Below are 20,689 nucleotides of genomic sequence, written 5' to 3' on the forward strand. Positions count from 1 at the left end.
GCCCGTTTTTCGTCGGCACCGCTCGGTGCCGGTTCCTGTGGATCCGCTGTCAGTTGGCGATCACCGGGGTGATCAGCCGCGCCCGGCCCAGATGTTGGTGCCCGCGGTGTCCACGGCGAAGGTGTCGATCTCCTTCAACTCCTCGGCCGTCAGCGGCGGTCCGGCGAGCGCCGCCACGTTCTCCTCCAGCTGCTTCACGCTGGACGCGCCGATCAGCGCCGACGTCATCCGCGGGTCGCGCAGCACCCAGGCGATCGCCAGCTGGGCCAGCGACTGGCCGCGCCGGGCGGCGATGTCGTTCAGCCCGTTCAGCCGCCGGGTCACCTCGTCGCTGAGCAGCTGCGGGTCGAGCGACTTGCCCTGGGTGGCCCGCGAGCCCTCCGGGATGCCCTTCAGGTACTTATTGGTGAGCAGCCCCTGCGCCAGCGGCACGAAGGAGATGCAGCCCATCCCCGCCTCTTCGAGCGTGTCGAGCAGCCCGTCGTCCTCCGTCCAGCGGTTGATCATCGAGTACGACGGCTGGTGGATGAGCGCCGGGACGCCCATCTCCTTGAGGATCCGCGCGGCCTCGGCGGTCTGCTCGCTGGTGTACGAGGACACGCCCACGTACAGCGCCTTGCCCTGCTGGACGGCGGACGCCAGCGCGCCCATCGTCTCCTCCAGCGGGGTCTCCGGGTCGAAGCGGTGCGAGTAGAAGATGTCGACGTGGTCCAGGCCCATCCGGCGCAGCGAGGCGTCCAGCGAGGACAGCAGGTACTTGCGGGAGCCCCACTCTCCGTACGGGCCCGGGTGCATCAGATATCCGGCCTTGGTGGAAATGATCAGCTCGTCCCGGTACGCCCGGAAGTCCTGGCCGAAAATCTTCCCGAAGTTGAGCTCGGCTGAGCCGGGCGGCGGGCCGTAGTTGTTGGCCAGATCGAAGTGGGTGACACCGAGGTCGAAGGCGCGGCGCAGGATCGCGCGCTGCGACTCCAGGGAGCGGTCGTCGCCGAAGTTGTGCCACAGGCCCAGGGAGAGCGCGGGCAGCCTGAGGCCGCTGCGGCCGGTCCGCCGGTACTCCATGGAGTCGTAGCGGTGCTCGGCGGCCAGGTAGTGGAGGGGGAGTGATTCAGTCACGTTTCCCTGCTTATCACGGACTTGTGACAGGCCGAGTTGGGCCGCTGTGACCCGTCCGCAGTACTGTGCCTTCCTCGGGGGTGCCCCCAGGCCCGTCAGGCACTGGGCGAGGGCCGTGCGATGCCGCGGCGGCCCCCGGAAGCAATCGAGAGGGTGGAATCGGTGAACTTGCGCGACCTGGTGTACGGGCTCTACGCACGCCGGGTGGAAGGCCGCCTCGACCACGACCAGGTGCCCAAGCACATCGGCGTCATCCTGGACGGGAACCGGCGCTGGGCGAAGGCGTCCGGCGGCAGCCCCGAACAGGGGCACCAGGCGGGCGCGAGCAAGATCCACGAGCTGCTCGGCTGGTGTGCCGAGACGGACGTCGAGGTCGTGACGCTCTGGATGCTGTCCACGGACAACCTGGACCGGCCCGACAACGAGCTGGTCCCGCTCCTGGGCATCATCGAGGGCGTGGTGCGCGATCTGGCGGCGGACGGCCGCTGGCGCGTCCACCACGTCGGCACGATGGACCTGCTGCCCGCGCGGACGCAGTCGGTACTCAAGGAGGCCGAGCAGGCCACCCATGACGTCGGCGGGATACTCGTCAACGTCGCCGTGGGCTACGGCGGCCGTCAGGAGATCGCGGACGCGGTCCGCTCGCTGATCCTGGACGCCGCGTCCAAGGGGACCAGCTTCGAGGAACTGGCCGAGATCGTCGACGTCGACCACATCTCGGAGCACCTCTACACCCGCGGCCAGCCCGACCCGGACCTGGTGATCCGCACCAGCGGCGAGCAGCGGCTGTCCGGATTCATGCTGTGGCAGTCCGCTCACTCCGAGTACTACTTCTGCGAAGTGTTCTGGCCCGCCTTCCGCAAGGTCGACTTCCTGCGCGCACTGCGCGACTACGCGGCGCGCCACCGGCGGTACGGGACCTGATCCGTCCCCTCATGTCCCACCACGTCACGATCCGTTCCGACGGGTCCTGACCGGGAGTCGATCCCTTTGGTCCCCACCAAGCGCATATGCCTGTGCATGGCCGCGCTTGTTCGAGGGAATACCCCCTCCAGTTGAACGGCCAGAAGTGGCCGCTCACCCGGGAGGCCCTTTGCACCAGGACGCGCGTGCACAGTGCACGGACGGAGCGGAGGGCCGGAGCTCGGCCCGCGCATCGTGGCCACAGCCCGGCCCCCACCCCCGCGACGCCGTCGCACCCCGACCTCTTCCGAGGGGGTACGTCCTTCCGTGGTGACCAGCACAAAGCGCCGCATGCCCGACCGGCGCACCTACGTCCTCGACACCAGCGTCCTGCTGGCCGACCCCAACGCCATGGCCCGGTTCGACGAGCACGAAGTGGTGCTCCCGATCGTCGTGGTCACGGAACTGGAGGCGAAGAGGCACCATCCGGAACTCGGCTATTTCGCCCGTCAGGCCCTGCGCCTGCTCGACGACTTCCGGGTCCGGTACGGCCGCCTCGACGCACCCATCCCGCTGGGCGACCTCGGCGGCACGCTCCGCGTCGAGCTCAACCATTCTGATCCCGGCGTGCTGCCCGCCGGCTACAGGTTGGGGGACAACGACTCACGGATCCTCGCCGTCGCCCGCAATCTCCAGGCCGAGGGGTACGACGTCACCGTCGTCTCCAAGGACCTGCCGCTGCGGATCAAGGCGTCGTCGGTAGGCCTGCTCGCCGAGGAGTACCGGGCGGAACTGGCCATCACCGACTCGGGCTTCAGCGGAATGTCCGAACTGTCGCTCTCGGGCGAGCAGGTGGACCTTCTCTACGAGGAGGAGACGCTGTACGTGCCGGAGGCCGCGGGCCTGCCGGTGCACAACGGCCTGGTGCTCCAGTCAGAGCGGGGCAAGGCCCTGGGCCGCGTCACGGCCGACGGCAACGTCAAGCTGGTGCGGGGCGACCGGGAGGCGTTCGGCCTGCGCGGCCGCAGTGCCGAGCAGCGCATCGCGCTCGACCTGCTGCTCGACCCGGACGTCGGCATCGTGTCGATGGGCGGCCGGGCCGGCACCGGCAAGTCCGCGCTGGCCCTCTGCGCGGGCCTGGAAGCGGTCCTGGAGCGCCGCCAGCACAAGAAGGTGATGGTCTTCCGCCCGCTGTACGCGGTGGGCGGCCAGGAGCTCGGCTATCTGCCCGGCTCCGAGGCCGAGAAGATGGGCCCGTGGGCGCAGGCGGTGTTCGACACGCTGTCGGCGGTCACCACGCGCGAGGTGATCGAGGAGGTGACGTCGCGCGGCATGCTGGAGGTCCTGCCGCTCACCCACATCCGCGGCCGCTCCCTGCACGACGCGTTCGTGATCGTGGACGAGGCCCAGTCGCTCGAACGGAACGTCCTGCTGACCGTGTTGTCCCGGATCGGGGCGAATTCACGGGTGGTGCTCACCCATGACGTGGCCCAGCGGGACAACCTGAGGGTCGGCCGGTACGACGGAGTGGTCGCCGTCGTGGAGAAGCTGAAGGGCCATCCGCTCTTCGCGCACGTCACCCTCACCCGCTCCGAGCGGTCGCAGATCGCCGCACTGGTGACCGAAATGCTGGAGGACGGCCAGATCTGATCCCGTATGCCCCAAAGGGCGCCGCCCGCGAAGCCGTTGAGCTTAGCCGGGCGGCGCCTTTTCGTGTGCCCGATCCGGCAAAACCCCTGGGGCGGAGGGGATGTGAGGTTTCACACGCAACGGGGAATTGCCTTGCGGCATCGCTCTCCGGCAGAGTCTTGCATCCGTCAGGCCCCGCATACGGCACACCTGTACCTCGTAACTCAATAGCGTCGCCGTATGCCGCCCGAGCACCACGCGGCGCTCCCGCAAGGGAGTTGCCCACCGGGTCAGTTCCTCCCGTGACCTGAGCAGTTGGGAGGAGAGAGCCAGGGGCACGATTGCGTCCGTCAGGTCACCAGTGCGGGCGCTGCTGGAAGGAAACCGTGTGAGCCGGATCTCGGTCCGGGGATTCGCGGTGGCGTCAGCCACTGCGGTCACCACCGTCGGTGCCGTCGTCGGCGTTGCCTCGGGCGCGCCGCAGTCCACCTCGAACGACAACGTCGAGGCGACCGCTGCCGACACGACGCTTCTTGCGGACATACCCGCGGGCCAGCAGGCCCAGGTGCAGACCGCGTCCCTGACGCAGCAGGCGGACGCGCAGTCCGCCCAGGCGAGCGCCGCGGCGAAGAAGTCCGCCGAAGAGGCCGCCCGCCTCCAGGCCGCCAAGGACGCCAAGTCCAAGAAGGAGTCGGCGGACGAGAAGGCGAAGGAGCGTGAGCAGGAGCAGATCGCCAGCCGGTCCGCGACCCGCGACCCCGCCTCGTTCCCGCAGCAGAGCTCCTACACGGTGGAGCAGGTCAAGGCCATCGCCCGGCAGATCGTGCCGGCCGACCAGTTCCAGTGCTTCAGCAACATCGTGAACCACGAGTCGACCTGGAACTACCTCGCGGTCAACTCCAGTTCCGGTGCGTACGGCCTGGTCCAGGCGCTGCCCGGGTCCAAGATGTCCTCGGTGGGCTCGGACTGGCGGACCAACCCGGCCACGCAGATCAAGTGGGGCCTGAACTACATGAACTCCAGCTACCACAGCCCGTGTGGCGCCTGGTCGTTCTGGCAGGCCAACAGCTGGTACTAGGGCACAATCTTTGCCCAGGGCAACTCAACCTTTCGAAGCCCCTCGCCGTCCTTCGGTGAGGGGCTTTGCCCGTGTACGGTCGGAGGCGACGACTCCGGGTGGGGGGAGTGGTGGGGACGCGCGGCGGGGGAAAGGGAAACGGCGGCATCATGTCGAAAGTGCCGGGGCTGCTCGGAGCGCTGGGCGCCGGTCTGACCCGTATGGGAGAGCGGCTGGACGAACGCCGCGTCGAGACCGAGGCGCGGGCGGACGCGGGCCTGGACGAACCGGGCCGTCCGGCGAGCAGTGACGATTCGGCAGACGGTTCGGCAGTAGCGGCAGGGGTTCCTTCGCAGGTGTCCGCCGAGGCTTCCTCGCAGACGTCCGCCGCGGTTCGTACGCAGGCGTCCGCCGCCCCGGGGGCCGAGGAAGCAGCCGCCGAAAGCGCCACCGGCTCCGCCCGGCAGGCCGCCCCCGACCACGTCCCCGCACCTCCCGCCTACGCCCCCGCCGTCGCCGCGCGGCCCGACCCCGTGGCCGCCGTGCCGTGGGGGATGCGGGTTGCCGCCGAGATCGGCTGGCGGCTGCTCGTGCTCGCGGGCACGCTGTGGGTGCTGATGCGGGTCATCAGCGCCGTACGGCTCGTGGTCCTCGCGTTCGTCGCCGCGCTGTTCATCACCGCGCTGCTCCAGCCGACCGTCTCCCGGCTCACCCGCAAGGGCCTGCCCCGAGGCCTGGCGACCGCTGTCACCGCGATCCTGGGCTTCATCGTGATGGGCCTGATCGGCTGGTTCGTGGTCTGGCAGGTCATGGACAACCTGGACACGCTCTCCGACAAGGTCAGAGCGGGCATCGAGGAGCTCAAGCGCTGGCTCCTCAACAGCCCGTTCCATGTCACCGAGGACCAGATCAACCAGGTCGCCAAGAACCTCAGCGACACCATCGGCCACAACACCAACGAGATCACCTCGGCGGGCCTCCAGGGCGTGACCGTCCTCGTCGAGGTGCTCACCGGCATTCTGCTGGCGATGTTCTCGACGCTCTTCCTCCTCTACGACGGGAAGAACATCTGGCACTGGGTGCTGCGGCTGGTCCCGGAGCAGGCCCGGCCGGCGATGGAGGGCGCGGGGCCGCGCGCCTGGCGCACGCTCACCGCGTATGTGCGGGGCACGGTGATAGTGGCTCTGATCGACGCGATCTTCATCGGCCTGGGGATCTACTTCCTGCACGTCCCCATGGCCGTGCCGCTGGCCGTCTTCATCTTCCTGTTCGCCTTCATCCCGCTGGTGGGCGCGGTGATCTCGGGCGCGCTCGCGGTGGTGGTCGCACTGGTCACCGAGGGTGTGTTCACGGCGGTGATGGTGCTGGCCGTGGTGCTCCTGGTGCAGCAGATCGAGGGCCATGTGCTCCAGCCGTTTATTCTGGGCCGCGCGGTCCGCGTCCATCCGCTCGCCGTGGTGCTCTCGGTCGCCGCGGGCGGCCTGATCGGCGGGATCGGGGGCTCGGTGGTGGCGGTGCCGCTGGTGGCGGTGACGAACACGGTGGTGGGGTATCTGCGGGCCACGGCGAGGGAGAACGCGCTGCGGAGCGCGGCGCCGCCGTCCCCGGCGGAGGAGTAGGTGCTCGTTCGCCTGCGGGTCCGCTGTGGCTGGTCGCGCAGTTCCCCGCGCCCCTGAAGGGGCACCCATCCTGCGCAGCGAGAAAGGCCCCCGCCGACGTGATGTCGACGGGGGCCTTCGCGTACGTACGGCGCTCCGTGGTGCCTGCTTTTGGGGGCGCGGGGAACTGCGCGAGCAACCCACCACCGGCCCGCAGGCAACCACGTACCTACTCGGCCAGCACGGACTCCGCGTCCAGCGTGACGCCCACCGCCTGGATCACCGAGGCGATCTTGAAGGCTTCCTGGATCGTCTCGCGGTCGACGCCCGCCTTGCGCAGGACCTGCTCGTGCGAGTCCAGGCACTGGCCGCAGCCGTTGACCGCGGAGACGGCCAGCGACCACAGCTCGAAGTCGACCTTCTCCACGCCCGGGTTGCCGATGACGTTCATCCGCAGACCGGCCCGCAGCGTGCCGTACTCCGGGTCGGAGAGCAGGTGGCGGGTGCGGTAGAAGACGTTGTTCATCGCCATGACCGCGGCAGCGGCCTTCGCGGCGGTGTACGCCTCGGGGGAGAGGTTGGCCTTGGCCTCGGGCTCCAGCTCGCGCAGGACCTTCGGCGAGCGCGCGGCGATGGCGCAGGCGAGGACCGTGCCCCACAGCTGCTGGGCCGGGAGCTCGCTGTTGCCGATGACCGAGCCGAGGTTCAGCTTCAGGTCCTTGGCGTAGTCCGGCAGGGCGGACTTCAGTTCGTCGAGAGCCATGTCAGGTCAGTCCGTTCACTCGCCGGAGAGCAGCGCGACCGGGTCCAGGGTGTTCTCGCCCTTGGTCCAGTTGCAGGGGCACAGCTCGTCGGTCTGGAGGGCGTCGAGGACCCGCAGGACCTCCTTGGGGTTACGGCCCACGGAACCGGCGGTCACCATCGTGAACTGGATCTCGTTGTTCTGGTCGACGATGAAGACGGCGCGCTGGGCGAAGCCGTCCTCGCCCTCGATGCCGAGGTCACGCATGAGCTCGTGCTTCGAGTCGGCCATCATCGGGAACGGCAGGTCGGTGAGGTCCGGGTGGTCCTTGCGCCAGGCGTGGTGCACGAACTCGGAGTCGCCGGAGAAGCCGAGGATCTGGGCGTCACGGTCGGCGAACTCGTCGTTCAGCTTGCCGAACGCGGCGATCTCGGTCGGGCACACGAAGGTGAAGTCCTTGGGCCACGCGAAGACGATCTTCCACTTGCCCTCGTAGGTCTTGTGGTTGATCTGCTCGAACTCCTTGCCGCTTTCCAGCGACACGCAGGCGGTCAGGTCGAACTCGGGGAACTTGTCACCGACAGTGAGCACGCGCTCTCCTTGCGATCGGGAAGGGTCCTTTTTGGGGGCTTCCCTGGGGGTTGGACGGATTACGGATGCTGCCACAGGAGGCATTGATCAGTGAAATAGCTAGACTCGGTCATCGTGATCGGAGGTGCTTATCAGTGGCTATAAGTAATGGTGCGGGCGGCGCGGCCGGTGCGGGCGCGCCACGGGGCCGTACGGCGGCCAAGCCCGTCAAGCAGCCGAGCCTCGCGCAGCTGCGGGCGTTCGCGGCGGTGGCCGAGCATCTGCACTTCCGGGACGCGGCGGCGGCGATCGGGATGAGCCAGCCCGCGCTGTCCGGGGCGGTCTCCGCGCTGGAGGAGGCGCTCGGGGTGCAGCTCCTGGAGCGCACCACGCGCCGGGTGCTCCTGTCGCCCGCCGGGTCGCGTCTCGCCGTGCGGGCGAAGGCGGTCCTGGAGGCGGTAGGCTCGCTCCTGGAGGAGGCCGAGGCGGTACGGGCGCCGTTCACCGGGGTGCTGCGGCTCGGGGTGATCCCGACGGTGGCGCCGTATCTGCTGCCCACCGTGCTGCGGCTGGTCCACGACCGGTATCCCGAGCTGGACCTCCAGGTCCACGAGGAGCAGACGTCGTCGCTGCTCGACGGGCTGGCGGCGGGGCGCCTGGACGTCCTGCTGCTCGCGGTCCCGCTGGGCGTGCCCGGGGTGACCGAACTCCCGCTCTTCGACGAGGACTTCGTGCTGGTGATGCCGCAGGATCACTGGCTGGGCGGGCGTACGGACGTGCCGCGCGAGGCTCTGCGCGAGCTGGATCTGCTGCTGCTCGACGAGGGGCACTGCCTGCGGGACCAGGCGCTGGACATCTGCCGGGAGGCGGGGCGGGAGGAGGGGGCCGCCGTGACGACCACGGCGGCGGGGCTGTCCACGCTGGTGCAGCTGGTGGCGGGTGGGCTGGGGGTGACGTTGCTGCCGCGTACGGCTCTGCGGGTGGAGACGTCCCGTAACGACCGGCTGGTCACCGGGTACTTCGCGGATCCGGCGCCGTCGCGGCGGGTGGCGCTGGCGATCCGGTCGGGGGCGGCGCGGCAGGGGGAGTTCGAGGAGTTCGCGGGGGTTTTGCGGGGAGCGCTGGGGGTGTTGCCGGTGCGGTTGTGCCCCTCCCCGCCCCTTCCCTGAACCCTCCGGGGGGGGTGGGTGGCGGAGGCCCGTCTCCCGGGGACTGCGCCCCCGGCCCCCCGTTCGTCTGCAGGTTCGCTGTGGCTGGTCGCGCAGTTCCCCGCGCCCCTGAAGACGCCCCTGCGGGGCGCCCCAGGGGATGCCGCGCAGCGGCATTCAAGGGGCGCGGGGAACTGCGCGAGCAACCCAGCACGGTCCGCAGATGAAGACCCGCACCCCCGGAGGGGCTCCGCGAGCAACCCACCACACACCCGCAGATGAAGACCCGCCCCCCTACTCCGTCCGCAACCCATCCGGCCGCATCAGCCTCCACAGCGGTGGCAAGGACAGCGCCGTCACCAGCAGCACCACCGCCGCGCCGATCCCCACCATCCCCGCCACCGACGGCCAGTCGACGTGGATCGGGTGGCCGACCATGCGGAGCAGGACCGCGCCCAGGCCCAGGCCCACGCCCGAGGCCAGGGTGAGGCCCAGGGCCACCGGGACCGCCGTCTGCCACAGGACCGACCAGCTCAGGGTGGTGCGGCGGGTGCCGAAGGCGACCAGGGACGACAGCAGGCGCTTGCGTTCGCGCAGTTGCTCCAGCATGGAGACCAGCAGGCTCGTGCCGATCAGCATCAGGACCGCCGCGGCCCCGATGTAGAGCCCGCGCCGCACCCCGGAGAACTTCGCGGCCGTCTTGACGGCGTCGAGCGCCCGCGCCCGCGTGAACGGGTCGTCCCGCCACGCCGCGTTCAGCACCCGGTCGGCCACCTGGCCGTCCCCCGGCCGAGTCGTCACGTAGGTCGTGTAGGAGACCGGGACCTTGGTGAACCTGCGCATGGCCCCGGGGGTCGCCAGGAGGCCTCCCCGCTTGGTGCCCAGCGGGTCCACCCGCGCCGGGACCGTGCGCGCGTCGCGCGGCACCGTGTACGGGGTCTCCGGGCCCTTGCGGTCCCCGACCCACGCCGACTCGAAGAGCAGCTTCGCGCCCGGCGCCGCGCCCTCCCCGCCGAACTCGCCGCCCGTCGTCACGAACACGTCGCCGTCCTTGCACGAGGGCAGTTCGCCCACCTCGCGCAGGGCGCGGCAGTCGCCGACCGCCATCTCGACGTACTTCTGGTCGTTCGGATCCGGCGTGTGCAGGCCCACGTTCCCCAGCGTCGTCGTGCCCGTCACCCCCGGCACCGCCTTCACGTTCGCCTCTCGGCGCTCCTGTTCGGCCTTGGGCAGGGTGGACGGCATGGGGACGACCAGCTGGGCCCGCGCCGTGTCCTCGCCGCTGGAGGTCACATAGTCGCCCTCGATGCCGCTGAAGAGCATCTGCAGCGCGATCGCCCCGGCCACCGCCACCGCGATGCCGTTCACCAGACGGGCCGCGGAGCCCGAGTTCAACTGGAGGCGTCGGACCGCCAGTTGCCAGCCGACCCCGCCGCCGCCGAGCCGCCGCACCACCGTCTCGATCAGCCACGGCAGCAGTGCCGTGACCCCGATGAGCAGCAGGACCGTACCGCCGATCACCTGCGTCTGGTTGTAGAAGCCGGTGTCGCGGCCCTTGTCGAACATCGGGACCAGCAGGCCGAGTCCGACCACCGGAAGCAGCAGCCGCCACCACAGGCGCCGCGGGCGCGGCACCGACGTCCGTACGACACCCAGCGGTTCGATCACCACGCCGCGCAGCGCGAACAGCGTCACCCCGACCGCCGCCGCCGGCACCGCCGCTCCCACCAGGAGCGCCAGCAGCGCGCTGGGGTTGAGGTCGGAGGGGAAGACGTTGAGCCGGGCGATCGTGATCTCACCCACGTACTGGCGGGCGATCAGGAAGAACACCGTGCCGAGGCCGAGCCCCAGGAGCGAGCCCGCCAGCGCCTCGCCCGCCGCGATCCAGCGGGTCATCCGGCTGTCCGCGCCCACCAGCCGCAGCGCCGCGAGCCGTTTGTCGCGGCGCTCGCCCCCGAAGCGGACGGCCGCCGCGATGAAGACCGCGACCGGCAGCAGCAGCACCACGAAGATGATCACGATGAGCAGCGCCAGGATCGGGTCGATCGGCTCGCCCGCCTTCTTGTCCGGGAAGGACTTGATCCGCTCGACGTCCATCCGGTCCCCGGCCAGCGCCTTGTGCCCCTTGAGACCGTCGCTGCCCGCGTAGTAGGCGAGTTCGTGCGGGCCCAGCAGTCCCGCGTCGCCGATCGTGCCGGTGATCTTGTACGGGACGCGCTCGCGCAGCAGCTTGCCGCCGGGCGAGCGGAGCAGGTCGCGCAGCTCGGGCGAGACCACCATCGTGCCGGGCGCGGGCAGCGCGGACAGCCCCGGCGGCACCGGCGCCCGGTCGCCCTCGGGCTGCACCAGGCGGCCCCGGATCTCGTCGCCGCCGTAGACCGTGTCGGTACGGGCGATCAGCATGGTGTCGGCGGCCGCGGGCGTCTCCTGCCCGGCGCCGTAGTCGTTGCGGGCGTTGTCGCGCGCGTCCCGCGCCGAGAGCGCGCCCGGCAGGGCCGTGGTGGCGAGCAGCAGCGCCACACCGAGCCCGACGCCGATCGCCGTCATCAGCGTGCGCGTCCACCCCTCGCGGCCGCCGGTGAGCGCGAACCTGGCGCCCAGGGTGAGGTCACGGAGCCTGTTCATATCGCGTGGCCGTTCATACGGAGTGCTCCAGCATCATGTCGCGGGACTTTCCGTCGCGTACGACGATCTCCCGGTCGGAGTAGGCGGCGACCCGGGCCTCGTGGGTGACCAGGACGACCGCCGCGTTGGCGGACCGGGCCGCCTCGGTGAGCAGCTGCATCACGCGCTCGCCGTTGAGCGAGTCGAGGGCGCCGGTCGGCTCGTCCGCGAAGATCACCCGCGGTGAGGTGACCAGCGAGCGGGCCACCGCGACGCGCTGGCCCTGGCCGCCGGAGACCTCGCCGGGCCGCTTGCCGCCGAGGTCGTCGACCTCCAGGCGCTCCATCCACTTCAGGGCCGTGCGCTCGGCCTCCTTGCGGCGCACCCCGGTCAGGCGCAGCGGAAGCGCCACGTTCTCCGTGCAGGTCAGCTCGGGCACCAGCTGGCCGAACTGGAAGACGAAGCCGAACTCGGTGCGGCGCAGCGCGCTGCGCTCCGCATCCTTCATCGACGACAGCTCGCGGCCGTCGTAGACGATGGAGCCCGAGTCGGGCGTGACGATCCCGGCCAGGCAGTGCAGCAGCGTCGACTTGCCCGAGCCGGACGGGCCCATCACGGCGACGACCTCGCCGGGGTGGATGGAGAACTCCGCGCCGTCGAGCGCGGGCGTGGACCCGTACGACTTGCGCAGGTCCTTGGCGAGGAGCAGGGAGCCGGCGGGCGTCATGCGCGCACCTCCTTGGCGAGCTGGTCGAGGCGGGCGGCGGTCAGCTCAAGCCAGCGCAGGTCCGCCTCCAGGTGGAACAGGGCGTGGTCGCAGATCAGCTGGTCGGAGAGGTCGCCGCGGCGCTTGCGGTCGGTGAGGATGCGCATCAGCCGCAGGTGCTCGGCGCGCTGGGTGTCCAGCAGGTCGCCCGCGCTGCGGCCGGTGAGCAGGGCGAGGACGACCTTGGTGTAGAGGGTCGACTGGAGGTACGGCTCGGGCTTCTCCGGCTGCTTCAGCCAGGCCTCGACGTCGGTGATGCCGGCCTCGGTGATCGCGTACCGCTTGCGCTCGGGGCCGCCGCCGGCCTCCACGCCGTCGACCTCCACGAGGCCGTTCTTCAGCAGCCGCGACATGGTCGAGTAGACCTGCCCGTAGTGCAGCGGGCGGTCGTGCCCGAACTTCTCGTCGAAGGCGCGCTTGAGGTCGTACCCGTGGCGCGGGCCCGACTCAAGGAGTCCGAGGAGGGTGTGGCCGATGGACATGCTCAGATCCCTTTCTGCTGTACGTCTGCGGTGGTCGGGTCACTCGGTACGGAGGCCGTCGGGGCGCATCAGACGCCACAGCGGGGGCAGGCTGAGCAGCGTCACCACCAGGACGGCGACCGTACCGGTGCCCGCGAGCGGCAGGAAAAGCCACCAGTCGGTGACCTCCTTGCCGACCATGTCGAGCAGGGCCACGCCCAGCGCGGTGCCGCCCGCGACCGCGAGCACCACTCCGAGGACGACCGGCACGGCGGTCTGCCACAGCACGGAGAGCGCCAGCGAGGAGCGCCGGGTGCCGAACGCGACCAGCACCGAGAGGAGCCTGCGGCGCTCGCGCAGCTGCTCGATCTGCGAGACGAGCAGGCTCAGCGCGATCAGCAGCATGGTGGCGATCGCCCCGGTCCGCAGCCCGCTCTGGACGCTGGCGTACTGCTTGTCGCGCTCGACGTTGTCGATGGTGCGCACGGTCATGGCCGGGTCGATGGCGGCGGCCGTGTTGCGTACGTACTCGGCGGCGTCCGGCACCGCGCGGTCGACCCTGATCATGGCCCTGGTCTCGGCCGAGGGCAGCTTGGTGACGTCGACGGCGCCGGGCGTGGCGAAGATGCCGTACCGGTGCTCGCCCATCGGGTCGGGCCGGGAGAGGACCTGGCGGGCCGAGGCGGGCAGCGTCCACAGGACCGGCTTGACCGAGGAGTCGTGGTCGGAGGCGGTGTCGAGGTTGATCGCCTCGCCGGGCCGCGCGGTCTCGTCCACCCACGCGCCCAGCCGCTTGTCGTCGGCCGGGTGGACGACGAAGGTGTCGCCGTCCCGGCAGGAGCCGACGCGGGCGAGCTCCGCGAGCGTGGCGCAGTCGCCCACGGTCAGTGTGGTGGTGGGCCGCAGCTGGTCCCCGGTGTAGGCGCCCGGCCGGGTCACATAGGTCTCGACGGTGCCGATGACCGCCTCGACGCCCCGGGTGGCACGGAAGTCGTGGATCATCCGCTGGGCGCGCTCGCCGCTCGGGAAATCGGCCGTGACGTCGATCTGGGCCCGGCTGGGGTCCTGGTCGGTGGTGCGCACGAAGTCGGCGTGGATGCCGGTGGTCATCATCTGGAGCGAGATCGCGCCCGCCACCGCCACGGTGATCCCCGCGACGGCCCGGCTCGCGGAGCCGCCGCCGAGCTGGAGCCTGCGTATCGCCAGCTGCCAGGCGACCGGGCCGCCGCGCAGCCGGGCGACCGCCGCCTCCACCAGCCACGGCAGCAGGGTCGCGATGCCGGTCAGGGTGAGGATCGCGCCGACGGCGACGAGGTTCGGGTCGGTCACGCCCTGGTCCACGCCCGCCTTGGGGGACAGGGCGAGGACGGCGACCCCGGCCGCGGGCAGCAGCAGCCGCCACCACACCCGTCGCCCGCGGGGCCTGGTGATCCGGACGACGCCCAGCGGTTCGACGGCCACCGAGCGCATCGTGAAGAGCGTGACCACCACGGCCGCCAGCGGCACGGCGAGCAGGACGAGCACAGCGAGCGCCGGGGCCGGGGTGAAGTCGGCGGGGAAGGCCGCGAAGCTCCAGAACCGGACGCCGCCGATGAGTTCACGGCCGAAGAGGAAGAGGACCGTGCCGACCAGCAGGCCGAGCGCCGAGCCCGCCAGCGCCTCCCCGGCCGCGATCCACCGGGTCATCCCGGTGTCCGCGCCGACCAGCCGCAGCGCCGCGAGCCGCTTGTCGCGGCGCTCGCCCCCGAACCGTACGGCGGTGGCGATGAAGATGATCACCGGGAGCAGCAGCACCACGCAGGTCACCACGGTGAGCGCCACCAGGACCGGGTTGAGCGGCAGCTTCTCGACCTCGCCGCCGAACCCGCTGGTGCGGGTGGCGCCGCTCGCCTGGTCGAGGGTGGAGCTGCCCGCGTAGAAGAAGAGCTCGGTGGGGTCGAGCAGCCCGGCGTCGCCGATGCTCGCGGTGATCTTGTACGGGAGCCGGTCGCGCAGCAGCTCGCCCTTCGGCGAGTCGAGCAGGTCGCGCAGCGCGGGGGAGGCGGCCATCTCGCCGGGGCCGGGCAGCGCGCTCAGACCGGGCGGCACGGCGGGGTGCCTTCCCTCGGGGCGCAGCAGGAGCCCGCCGATGGACTCGCCGCGGTAGTCGGTGCCCACCATGGCGAAGAGCACCGAGCTGTCGGTGCGCGCGAACGGCTTCTTGCTGCCGGAGGCGGCGGGCACCCGGGCGTCCCCGCGCGCGCTGCTCGCCTGGTTGACGTGCGGGATCGAGGCCGCGGCGAAGAGCAGGGCGACGCCGAGCCCGACGCCGAGCGCGGTCAGCAGCGTACGGATCCAGCCCTCGCGGCCGCCGGTGAAGGCGAACTTGGCGCCGAGCGCCAGCTCGCGGACGCGGCGGCTCACCGGGTGCCGGCCGGGGCGAGGGTGAAGTCGCGGGAGCGGCCGTCGCGGACGGTGATCTCCCGGTCCGAGTAGGCGGCGACCCGGGCCTCGTGGGTGACCAGGACCACGGCCGCGCCGGTGTCCCGGGCGGCCTCGGTGAACAGCCGCATCACCAGTTCGCCGCTGAGCGAGTCCAGGGCGCCGGTCGGCTCGTCGGCGAAGACCACGCGGGGCGCGGTGGCCAGGGCGCGGGCGACGGCGACGCGCTGGCCCTGGCCGCCGGATATCTGGTCGGGCCGCCGCCGGGCCACGGAGTCGACCTCAAGGCGCTCCAGCCAGTGCAGCGCCGCGCGGTCGGCGTCCTTGCGGCGCACCCCGTCGAGCCGCAGCGGCAGCGCCACGTTCTCGGCGCAGGTGAGCTCGGGCACCAGCTGGCCGAACTGGAAGACGAACCCGAAGTCGCGGCGGCGCAGCGCCGAGCGCCGGGCGTCGTTCATCGCGGTCACGTCCCGCCCGTCGTATGTGATGGTCCCCGCGTCGGGCCGGACGATCCCGGCCAGGCAGTGCAGCAGCGTGGACTTGCCGGACCCCGAAGGGCCCATGACCGCGACGACCTCGCCGGGGGAGAGGGCGAAGTCCGCGCCGTCGAGGGCGGGCGTGGAGCCGAAGGCCTTGCGCAGCCCGCTCGCGCTGAGCAGGGGGCCGGACGACGGACCGGAGGACGAGCCGAGTGACATGAGGAGGACTATACGCACTAGGTATACGCGGTGTGTATACCCCTGGTGCATAGAGGCCGGGGGAACATGACATTCCCATGCAAAAACGGGCAGGATCCTGGCTTCTGGCAACCTTGGGGGCTGTTTGTCAGTCGGTTCCCATGGGCTGGGTGCTGATTCTCACGTACGGAAAAGACGTGATGGGCTCCTCTTTGTCCACACGTGCGGTGTTAGTTTTCTGAGCTGATCTGGCGAGTCAAGAAGGCGAGCGACTGAGGTTATGGGCCGAGCGGAAGAGCGGCGGGCCCGGCAGCGCGGGGCGCGCCGGACCACCGAGCAGAAGAAGGGCGGGCGGATACGCAGGCTCTTCACCTGGAAGAAGATGCTCGGCACCTTCTTCGGCCTCGTCCTGCTCGCCATGGGCGGCTTCTACATCATTTACCTGATGACGCCCATCCCCGAGGCGAACGCCCAGGCGCAGCTGGAGAGCAACGTCTACAAGCTCTCCAACGGCAAGATCATCGCGCGTACGGGACAGCTCAACCGCGAGGTCGTCGGGCTCGACAAGATCCCCGAGAAGGTCCAGCTGGACTTCGTCGCCGCCGAGAACATGTCCTTCTACAAGGACTCCGGCGTCGACTTCAAGGGCACCGCCCGAGGCCTGCTGAACACCCTCTCCGGCAAGGGCAAGCAGGGTGGCTCGACGATCACCCAGCAGTACGTGAAGAACTTCTACCTGAGCCAGGACCAGACGGTCACCCGCAAGCTCAAGGAGCTGGTGATCTCCCTCAAGGTCGACCAGAAGTACGACAAGAAGGAGATCCTGGCCGGGTACATCAACACCAGCTTCTACGGCCGCAACGCCTACGGCATCCAGGCCGCGGCGCAGGCGTACTACGGGGTGGACTCCTCCAAGCTGACCATCGAGCAGGGCGCCTACCTCGCGGCACTGCTCCAGGCGCCCAGCCAGTACGACTGGGCGGTGGCCACCGAGACCGGCAAGAAGCTGGTGACCAACCGCTGGAACTACGTCCTCGACAACATGGTCAAGATGAAGGAGCTGGACGCGGCCCAGCGGGCGGGGATGAAGTTCCCGGTGCCGATCGAGCCCAAGCCGGACCCGGGCATGGAGGGCCAGACCGGCTACATGGTCCGGGCCGCCAAGGAGGAGCTGGTGCACAACGGCATCAGCGAGGCGGACCTGGCCAAGGGCGGCTGGACCATCACGCTCAACATCGACCCCAAGAAGCAGCAGCTTCTCGAGGACGCGGTGAAGCAGGAGCTGACCAGCAAGCTGGACAAGAAGCGGAAGGTCGACCAGGACATCCAGGCGGGTGCCGTCTCGGTGGACCCGAAGACCGGTTCGGTCGTCGCGCTCTACGGCGGCCAGGACTATATGAAGCACCAGATCAGCAACGCGAAGACGGCCACCTACCAGCCCGCCTCGACCTTCAAGCCGCTGATCCTGGCCGCCGCGCTCAACGAGAAGTCGGAGACGCAGGACGGCAAGGAGATCCGGGCCAACACCATCTACAACGGTGACAACAAGCGCCCGGTGAAGGGCGAGGGCGGCAAGGGCTACGCCCCGCCCAACGAGGATGACCAGAGCTACGGCCCCATCACCGTCCAGACGGCGATGAACAAGTCCGTCAACAGCGTCTTCGCGCAGATGGGCGTGGACGTGGGACTTCCCAAGCTGCGGGACACGGCCGTCGCGCTCGGCCTCAACCACATGAAGGGCGTCAGTGCCGAGCCCGCCATGACGCTTGGCTCCTACGGCGCCAGCCCCATGGAGATGGCCGGCGCGTACGCCACGCTGGACAACCACGGCAAGAAGGTCACGCCGTCCATCGTCAAGTCGGCCCAGCACAAGGAAGCCAAGTACAACAAGCCGGACCCGATCGGCGACCAGGTGATCAGCCGTGACGCGGCCGACGCCGTCACCTCGGTGCTGACCGGCGTGGTCGACGACGGTACGGCCAAGCGGTCGGTGCGGGACGCGACCAACCGCGACGGGCAGCAGGTCGCGGGCAAGACCGGTACCTCCGACGACAACAAGTCGGCCTGGTTCACCGGCTACACGCCGTCGCTGGTGACCTCCGTCGGTCTGTGGGGCGAGGCCGCCGAGCCGCGCAAGGTGGACGGGCACACGGTGCCCAAGGGCGGCCAGGTGAGCATCGCGGGTGCCACCGGCAACGAGGGTCCCGCCAACGGCCGTATCAACGGTGGCGGCATCCCGGCGAAGATCTGGGCCGCCTACACCTTCGACGCGGTGGGCAGCGGCGAGTCCGACTTCGACCTGGACACCGACCAGGGCGCGGCCAAGCAGCCCGACGAGACCCCGGTGAGCACGCCGTCGGGGACCCCGTCCAACACGCCCTCGCGCACCCCGTCGCACACCCCGAGCCGGACGCCCTCGCACACGCCGAGCCACACCCCGACGCGTACGCCGACGACCGGCGGCACCACTGGCGGCAAACCCACCACCGGGGGCACCACCACGGGCCAGACCAACGGCGGCACCACCACCGGCCAGACCAACGGCGGTACCACCACGGGCCAGACCAACGGCGGTACCACCACCGGCACCACCGACGGCGGAGCGACCACGGGCACCACCGACGGCGGGGCCGCCCAGGGCACCATCCAGGGCGGCGGCAACACGCCGTAGCCCGGACTCGTGACAGACGCGAAGGCCCCCCACCCGTCAGGGCGGGGGGCCTTCGTAGGAGTTGGGGGCGTCCTCGAACGGCCCCGGGGCCTGTCGCCCTAGGGGCGGGTTGCCAGCTCGAACCAGACCACCTTGCCGCCCGACAGCCGGGTCGCGCCCCACCGCCTGGCCAGCCGGTTCACCAGGAACAGACCGCGCCCGCCCTCGTCGGTGTCCCGCGCCCGCCGCTGCCTGGGCAGCTGCGGCGAGTCGTCGCCGACCTCGCAGCGCAGGACGTCCGTCTTGAGCAGCCGCAGGGTCACCGGGCGCTCCGCGTACCGCACGGCGTTGGTGACGACCTCGCTGACCAGCAGCTCCACCGAGTCCGTGAGCTCCTGAAGGCCCCAGCGGTCCAGGGCGCGCCGGGCCAGGCGGCGGGCCCGGCCGGGCGCCGAGTCCTCCGGGTCCAGGAACCAGTACGCCACGTCGCTCGGCGCGATCCCGTCGAAGCGGGCCGCGAGCAGCGCGATGTCGTCGTCCCGGTCGCCGGGTCCCAGCATGTCCAGGACGTCGTCGCAGAGCGCCTCAAGGGGCGGCGGGTGGTCCGGGCCGGTCAGCTGGGCGGTGGCGGCCAGGCGCTCGCGCAGCTGTTCGATTCCGGTCCACACGTCCCGCAGCCGGGACTCCACCAGGCCGTCGGTGTACAGCAGCAGGGTGGCGCCCGCCGGGGCGTCCAGCTCGACCGCCTCGAAGTCGACCCCGCCCACGCCGATCGGCGCGCCCGGGGGCACCCGCAGCACCTCGGCGCGCCCGCCCAGGTGCAGCAGGACCGGCGGCGGATGCCCGGCGTTGGCGATGGTGATCCGGTGGGCGACCGGGTCGTACACCGCGTACAGGCAGGTCGCCATCCGGTCGGTGCCGAGCCGCTGGGCCTGCTCGTCGAGGTGGTGCAGCACTTCCTGCGGCGGCAGGTCGAGCCCGGCCAGGGTCTGCGCGGTGGTGCGCAGCTGGCCCATGATCGCGGCCGAGGTCATCGAGTGGCCCATCACGTCGCCGACGACCAGCGCGACCCGGCTGCCGGGCAGCGGGATCGCGTCGTACCAGTCGCCGCCCACCCGGGCGGTCTCGGCGGCCGGCAGGTAGCGCGAGGCGAGCCGCACGCCGGTCGGCTGGGGCAGCGAGTCCGGCAGCATGGTCCGCTGGAGCTCGTCCGCGATGTACGCCTCGCGCCCGTACAGCACGGCCTTGTCGATGCCGAGCGCGGTGTGGGTGGCCAGCTGGGCCGCCACCAGTAGGTCGTTCGCCTCGAAGGCGGGCCGCTCCAGGCCGCGGACGAAGACGGCGGCGCCGATCACCCGGCGCCGGCCCCGGAGCGGGGCGAGTATCGTCCGGTGGCCGCCGGGGACCGGGCGGTCCGGGCCCAGCAGCTCGGCCAGGGCGAGCCGGGCGGGTACGGAGTCGCCGAAGACCGGCCGCACCCCGCGCAGCACCTCGGCGAGGGCGCCGCCGGTGCGCACCTCGCAGAGCTCGGCGGCCGGGGTCAGGTCGGTCTGGGCGTTCAGCAGGGACAGGGCGTCGATCGCCTCCGGCTCCTGCAGGGACTCGTCCACTAAACGCAACCGGTCGGTTCGGCGCAGCCGCAGCACGAAGGGGCTGGCGGGCCGCTCGTCCCCGACCGGAAGCGGGTCGCGCAGATGCACGAGTATCGCGTCCGAGAACGTCGGGACGGTGGCCCGGCACAGCCCCAGCACGATCTCGTCGAGGTCTATGCCGCGCGCGATCCGGCGGGTCGCGGCGCCCACGAACCGGAGCCGGTCGCCCTCGCGGCGGGCCACGGCCGCGATGTCCCCGCCGCCGGGCACCTCGCCGCCGCTGCCGGCGCCGGGCGCGCCGGAGGCCGGGCCGCCGGGCAGACCGTCGCCCGGGGGCTCGGCGGGGCCGCGTCCCGGAGGCACCCCCATCGCGCCCGCGGTCGCCGCCGCGCCCAGGTCGCGGGCGAGGTCGCGCGAGCCGGGTTCGGGCTGGCCGGGGACCGACGCGGTGGCCGCGCGGGCCTGGCCGCGCCGGGCGGGCACGGCGGAGTGCGCGGCGGAGCCCGCACCCGGCTCGTCCGGGCGCGGCCGGGCCGCCTCAGGAGGCCGGGCCAGCTGCTCCTGGTGCCGGCTCTCGTGCGAAGTGGGCTGATGCTCCGTCACGCGTCGGGTTCCGTCCGTCCGGAGTGAGACATCCACCGTGCTGGGGGCAGGGCAGGGATGCGCGAGGCAGTCGCTTCGTGCGGTATACCCGCTCCATGGGCGGCCGCGACACCCCTCACGTCCCGACCCCCCTTGAGGTGACATACGGTCAA

The 20,689-nt window shown here is 71.2% G+C and carries 15 protein-coding genes; 6 read left to right on the forward strand and 9 right to left on the reverse strand.

Going from position 1 to position 20,689, the window contains the following annotated elements; genetic code table 11:
• Positions 1-72 precede the first annotated feature (72 nt).
• On the reverse strand, positions 73-1,116 hold the full coding sequence (gene mgrA / locus BX283_RS25670; RefSeq protein WP_101389851.1) for an L-glyceraldehyde 3-phosphate reductase: 1,044 nt from the start codon (positions 1,114-1,116) through the stop codon (positions 73-75).
• A gap of 162 nt (positions 1,117-1,278) precedes the next feature.
• Between mgrA and BX283_RS25675 the strand changes: the two genes are divergently transcribed.
• The 4 genes from BX283_RS25675 to BX283_RS25690 all read left to right on the forward strand — a co-directional run bounded on the left by BX283_RS25675 (position 1,279) and on the right by BX283_RS25690 (position 6,324).
• On the forward strand, positions 1,279-2,040 hold the full coding sequence (locus BX283_RS25675; protein WP_101392572.1) for an isoprenyl transferase: 762 nt from the start codon (positions 1,279-1,281) through the stop codon (positions 2,038-2,040).
• Between the two features lie 306 nt (positions 2,041-2,346).
• Positions 2,347-3,669 (forward strand): PhoH family protein, encoded by a 1,323-nt coding sequence (locus BX283_RS25680; RefSeq protein ID WP_101389852.1) that lies wholly within the window; start codon positions 2,347-2,349, stop codon positions 3,667-3,669.
• A gap of 367 nt (positions 3,670-4,036) precedes the next feature.
• A complete protein-coding gene (locus BX283_RS25685; RefSeq protein ID WP_101389853.1) occupies positions 4,037-4,726 on the forward strand; it encodes a transglycosylase SLT domain-containing protein in 690 nt (229 codons plus the stop codon).
• 149 nt (positions 4,727-4,875) lie between these two features.
• Positions 4,876-6,324 carry an AI-2E family transporter gene (locus tag BX283_RS25690; RefSeq protein WP_180357251.1) on the forward strand — a complete coding sequence of 483 codons (1,449 nt, stop codon included), beginning with the start codon at positions 4,876-4,878 and terminating at the stop codon, positions 6,322-6,324.
• Positions 6,325-6,532: 208 nt separating this feature from the next.
• Here the strand turns inward: BX283_RS25690 and BX283_RS25695 are convergent, their stop codons facing one another.
• Together BX283_RS25695 and BX283_RS25700 are read right to left on the reverse strand one after the other, a co-directional pair.
• Positions 6,533-7,066 carry an alkyl hydroperoxide reductase gene (locus BX283_RS25695; RefSeq protein ID WP_101389854.1) on the reverse strand — a complete coding sequence of 178 codons (534 nt, stop codon included), beginning with the start codon at positions 7,064-7,066 and terminating at the stop codon, positions 6,533-6,535.
• Between the two features lie 15 nt (positions 7,067-7,081).
• Complete coding sequence (locus BX283_RS25700) at positions 7,082-7,636, reverse strand: peroxiredoxin (RefSeq protein ID WP_031083404.1); 555 nt, start codon at positions 7,634-7,636, stop codon at positions 7,082-7,084.
• Positions 7,637-7,866: 230 nt separating this feature from the next.
• On the opposite strand from BX283_RS25700, the gene BX283_RS25705 reads away from it, so the two are divergent.
• Positions 7,867-8,784, forward strand: coding sequence for a hydrogen peroxide-inducible genes activator (locus tag BX283_RS25705; RefSeq protein WP_257584374.1), 918 nt, complete (start codon positions 7,867-7,869; stop codon positions 8,782-8,784).
• A gap of 273 nt (positions 8,785-9,057) precedes the next feature.
• Here BX283_RS25705 and BX283_RS25710 read toward each other — a convergent pair whose 3' ends face one another.
• From BX283_RS25710 to BX283_RS25730, 5 genes are read right to left on the reverse strand one after another with little or no spacing between them, the layout of a single operon-like run.
• The gene (locus BX283_RS25710) at positions 9,058-11,388 is read right to left on the reverse strand and encodes an ABC transporter permease (RefSeq protein WP_101389856.1); all 2,331 of its coding nucleotides are present in this window, start codon (positions 11,386-11,388) and stop codon (positions 9,058-9,060) included.
• Positions 11,389-11,401: 13 nt separating this feature from the next.
• Positions 11,402-12,094 carry an ABC transporter ATP-binding protein gene (locus tag BX283_RS25715; protein WP_101389857.1) on the reverse strand — a complete coding sequence of 231 codons (693 nt, stop codon included), beginning with the start codon at positions 12,092-12,094 and terminating at the stop codon, positions 11,402-11,404.
• Complete coding sequence (locus BX283_RS25720; RefSeq protein WP_101389858.1) at positions 12,091-12,615, reverse strand: PadR family transcriptional regulator; 525 nt, start codon at positions 12,613-12,615, stop codon at positions 12,091-12,093. The genes BX283_RS25715 and BX283_RS25720 overlap by 4 nt, the downstream gene beginning before the upstream one ends.
• A 39-nt stretch (positions 12,616-12,654) precedes the next feature.
• On the reverse strand, positions 12,655-14,997 hold the full coding sequence (locus BX283_RS25725; protein ID WP_101389859.1) for an FtsX-like permease family protein: 2,343 nt from the start codon (positions 14,995-14,997) through the stop codon (positions 12,655-12,657).
• On the reverse strand, positions 14,994-15,713 hold the full coding sequence (locus BX283_RS25730) for an ABC transporter ATP-binding protein (RefSeq protein WP_101389860.1): 720 nt from the start codon (positions 15,711-15,713) through the stop codon (positions 14,994-14,996). The genes BX283_RS25725 and BX283_RS25730 overlap by 4 nt, the downstream gene beginning before the upstream one ends.
• A 259-nt stretch (positions 15,714-15,972) precedes the next feature.
• On the opposite strand from BX283_RS25730, the gene BX283_RS25735 reads away from it, so the two are divergent.
• On the forward strand, positions 15,973-18,363 hold the full coding sequence (locus BX283_RS25735; protein WP_101389861.1) for a transglycosylase domain-containing protein: 2,391 nt from the start codon (positions 15,973-15,975) through the stop codon (positions 18,361-18,363).
• A 98-nt stretch (positions 18,364-18,461) separates the two neighbouring features.
• Here the strand turns inward: BX283_RS25735 and BX283_RS25740 are convergent, their stop codons facing one another.
• The gene (locus BX283_RS25740; RefSeq protein ID WP_101389862.1) at positions 18,462-20,537 is read right to left on the reverse strand and encodes an ATP-binding SpoIIE family protein phosphatase; all 2,076 of its coding nucleotides are present in this window, start codon (positions 20,535-20,537) and stop codon (positions 18,462-18,464) included.
• Between the last annotated feature and the right edge of the window lie 152 nt (positions 20,538-20,689).

This window comes from Streptomyces sp. TLI_146 (assembly GCF_002846415.1).
Taxonomy (GTDB): Bacteria; Actinomycetota; Actinomycetes; order Streptomycetales; family Streptomycetaceae; genus Streptomyces.

Excerpts from the sequence above, each read along its gene's own strand:
- BX283_RS25730 (WP_101389860.1), bottom strand. The coding sequence starts at position 15,713 with ATGTCACTCGGCTCGTCCTCCGGTCCGTCGTCCGGCCCCCTGCTCAGC.
- BX283_RS25710 (WP_101389856.1), bottom strand. The coding sequence starts at position 11,388 with ATGAACAGGCTCCGTGACCTCACCCTGGGCGCCAGGTTCGCGCTCACC.
- BX283_RS25695 (WP_101389854.1), bottom strand. The coding sequence starts at position 7,066 with ATGGCTCTCGACGAACTGAAGTCCGCCCTGCCGGACTACGCCAAGGAC.
- BX283_RS25720 (WP_101389858.1), bottom strand. The coding sequence starts at position 12,615 with ATGTCCATCGGCCACACCCTCCTCGGACTCCTTGAGTCGGGCCCGCGC.
- BX283_RS25690 (WP_180357251.1), top strand. The coding sequence starts at position 4,876 with ATGTCGAAAGTGCCGGGGCTGCTCGGAGCGCTGGGCGCCGGTCTGACC.
- BX283_RS25715 (WP_101389857.1), bottom strand. The coding sequence starts at position 12,094 with ATGACGCCCGCCGGCTCCCTGCTCCTCGCCAAGGACCTGCGCAAGTCG.
- BX283_RS25735 (WP_101389861.1), top strand. The coding sequence starts at position 15,973 with ATGGGCCGAGCGGAAGAGCGGCGGGCCCGGCAGCGCGGGGCGCGCCGG.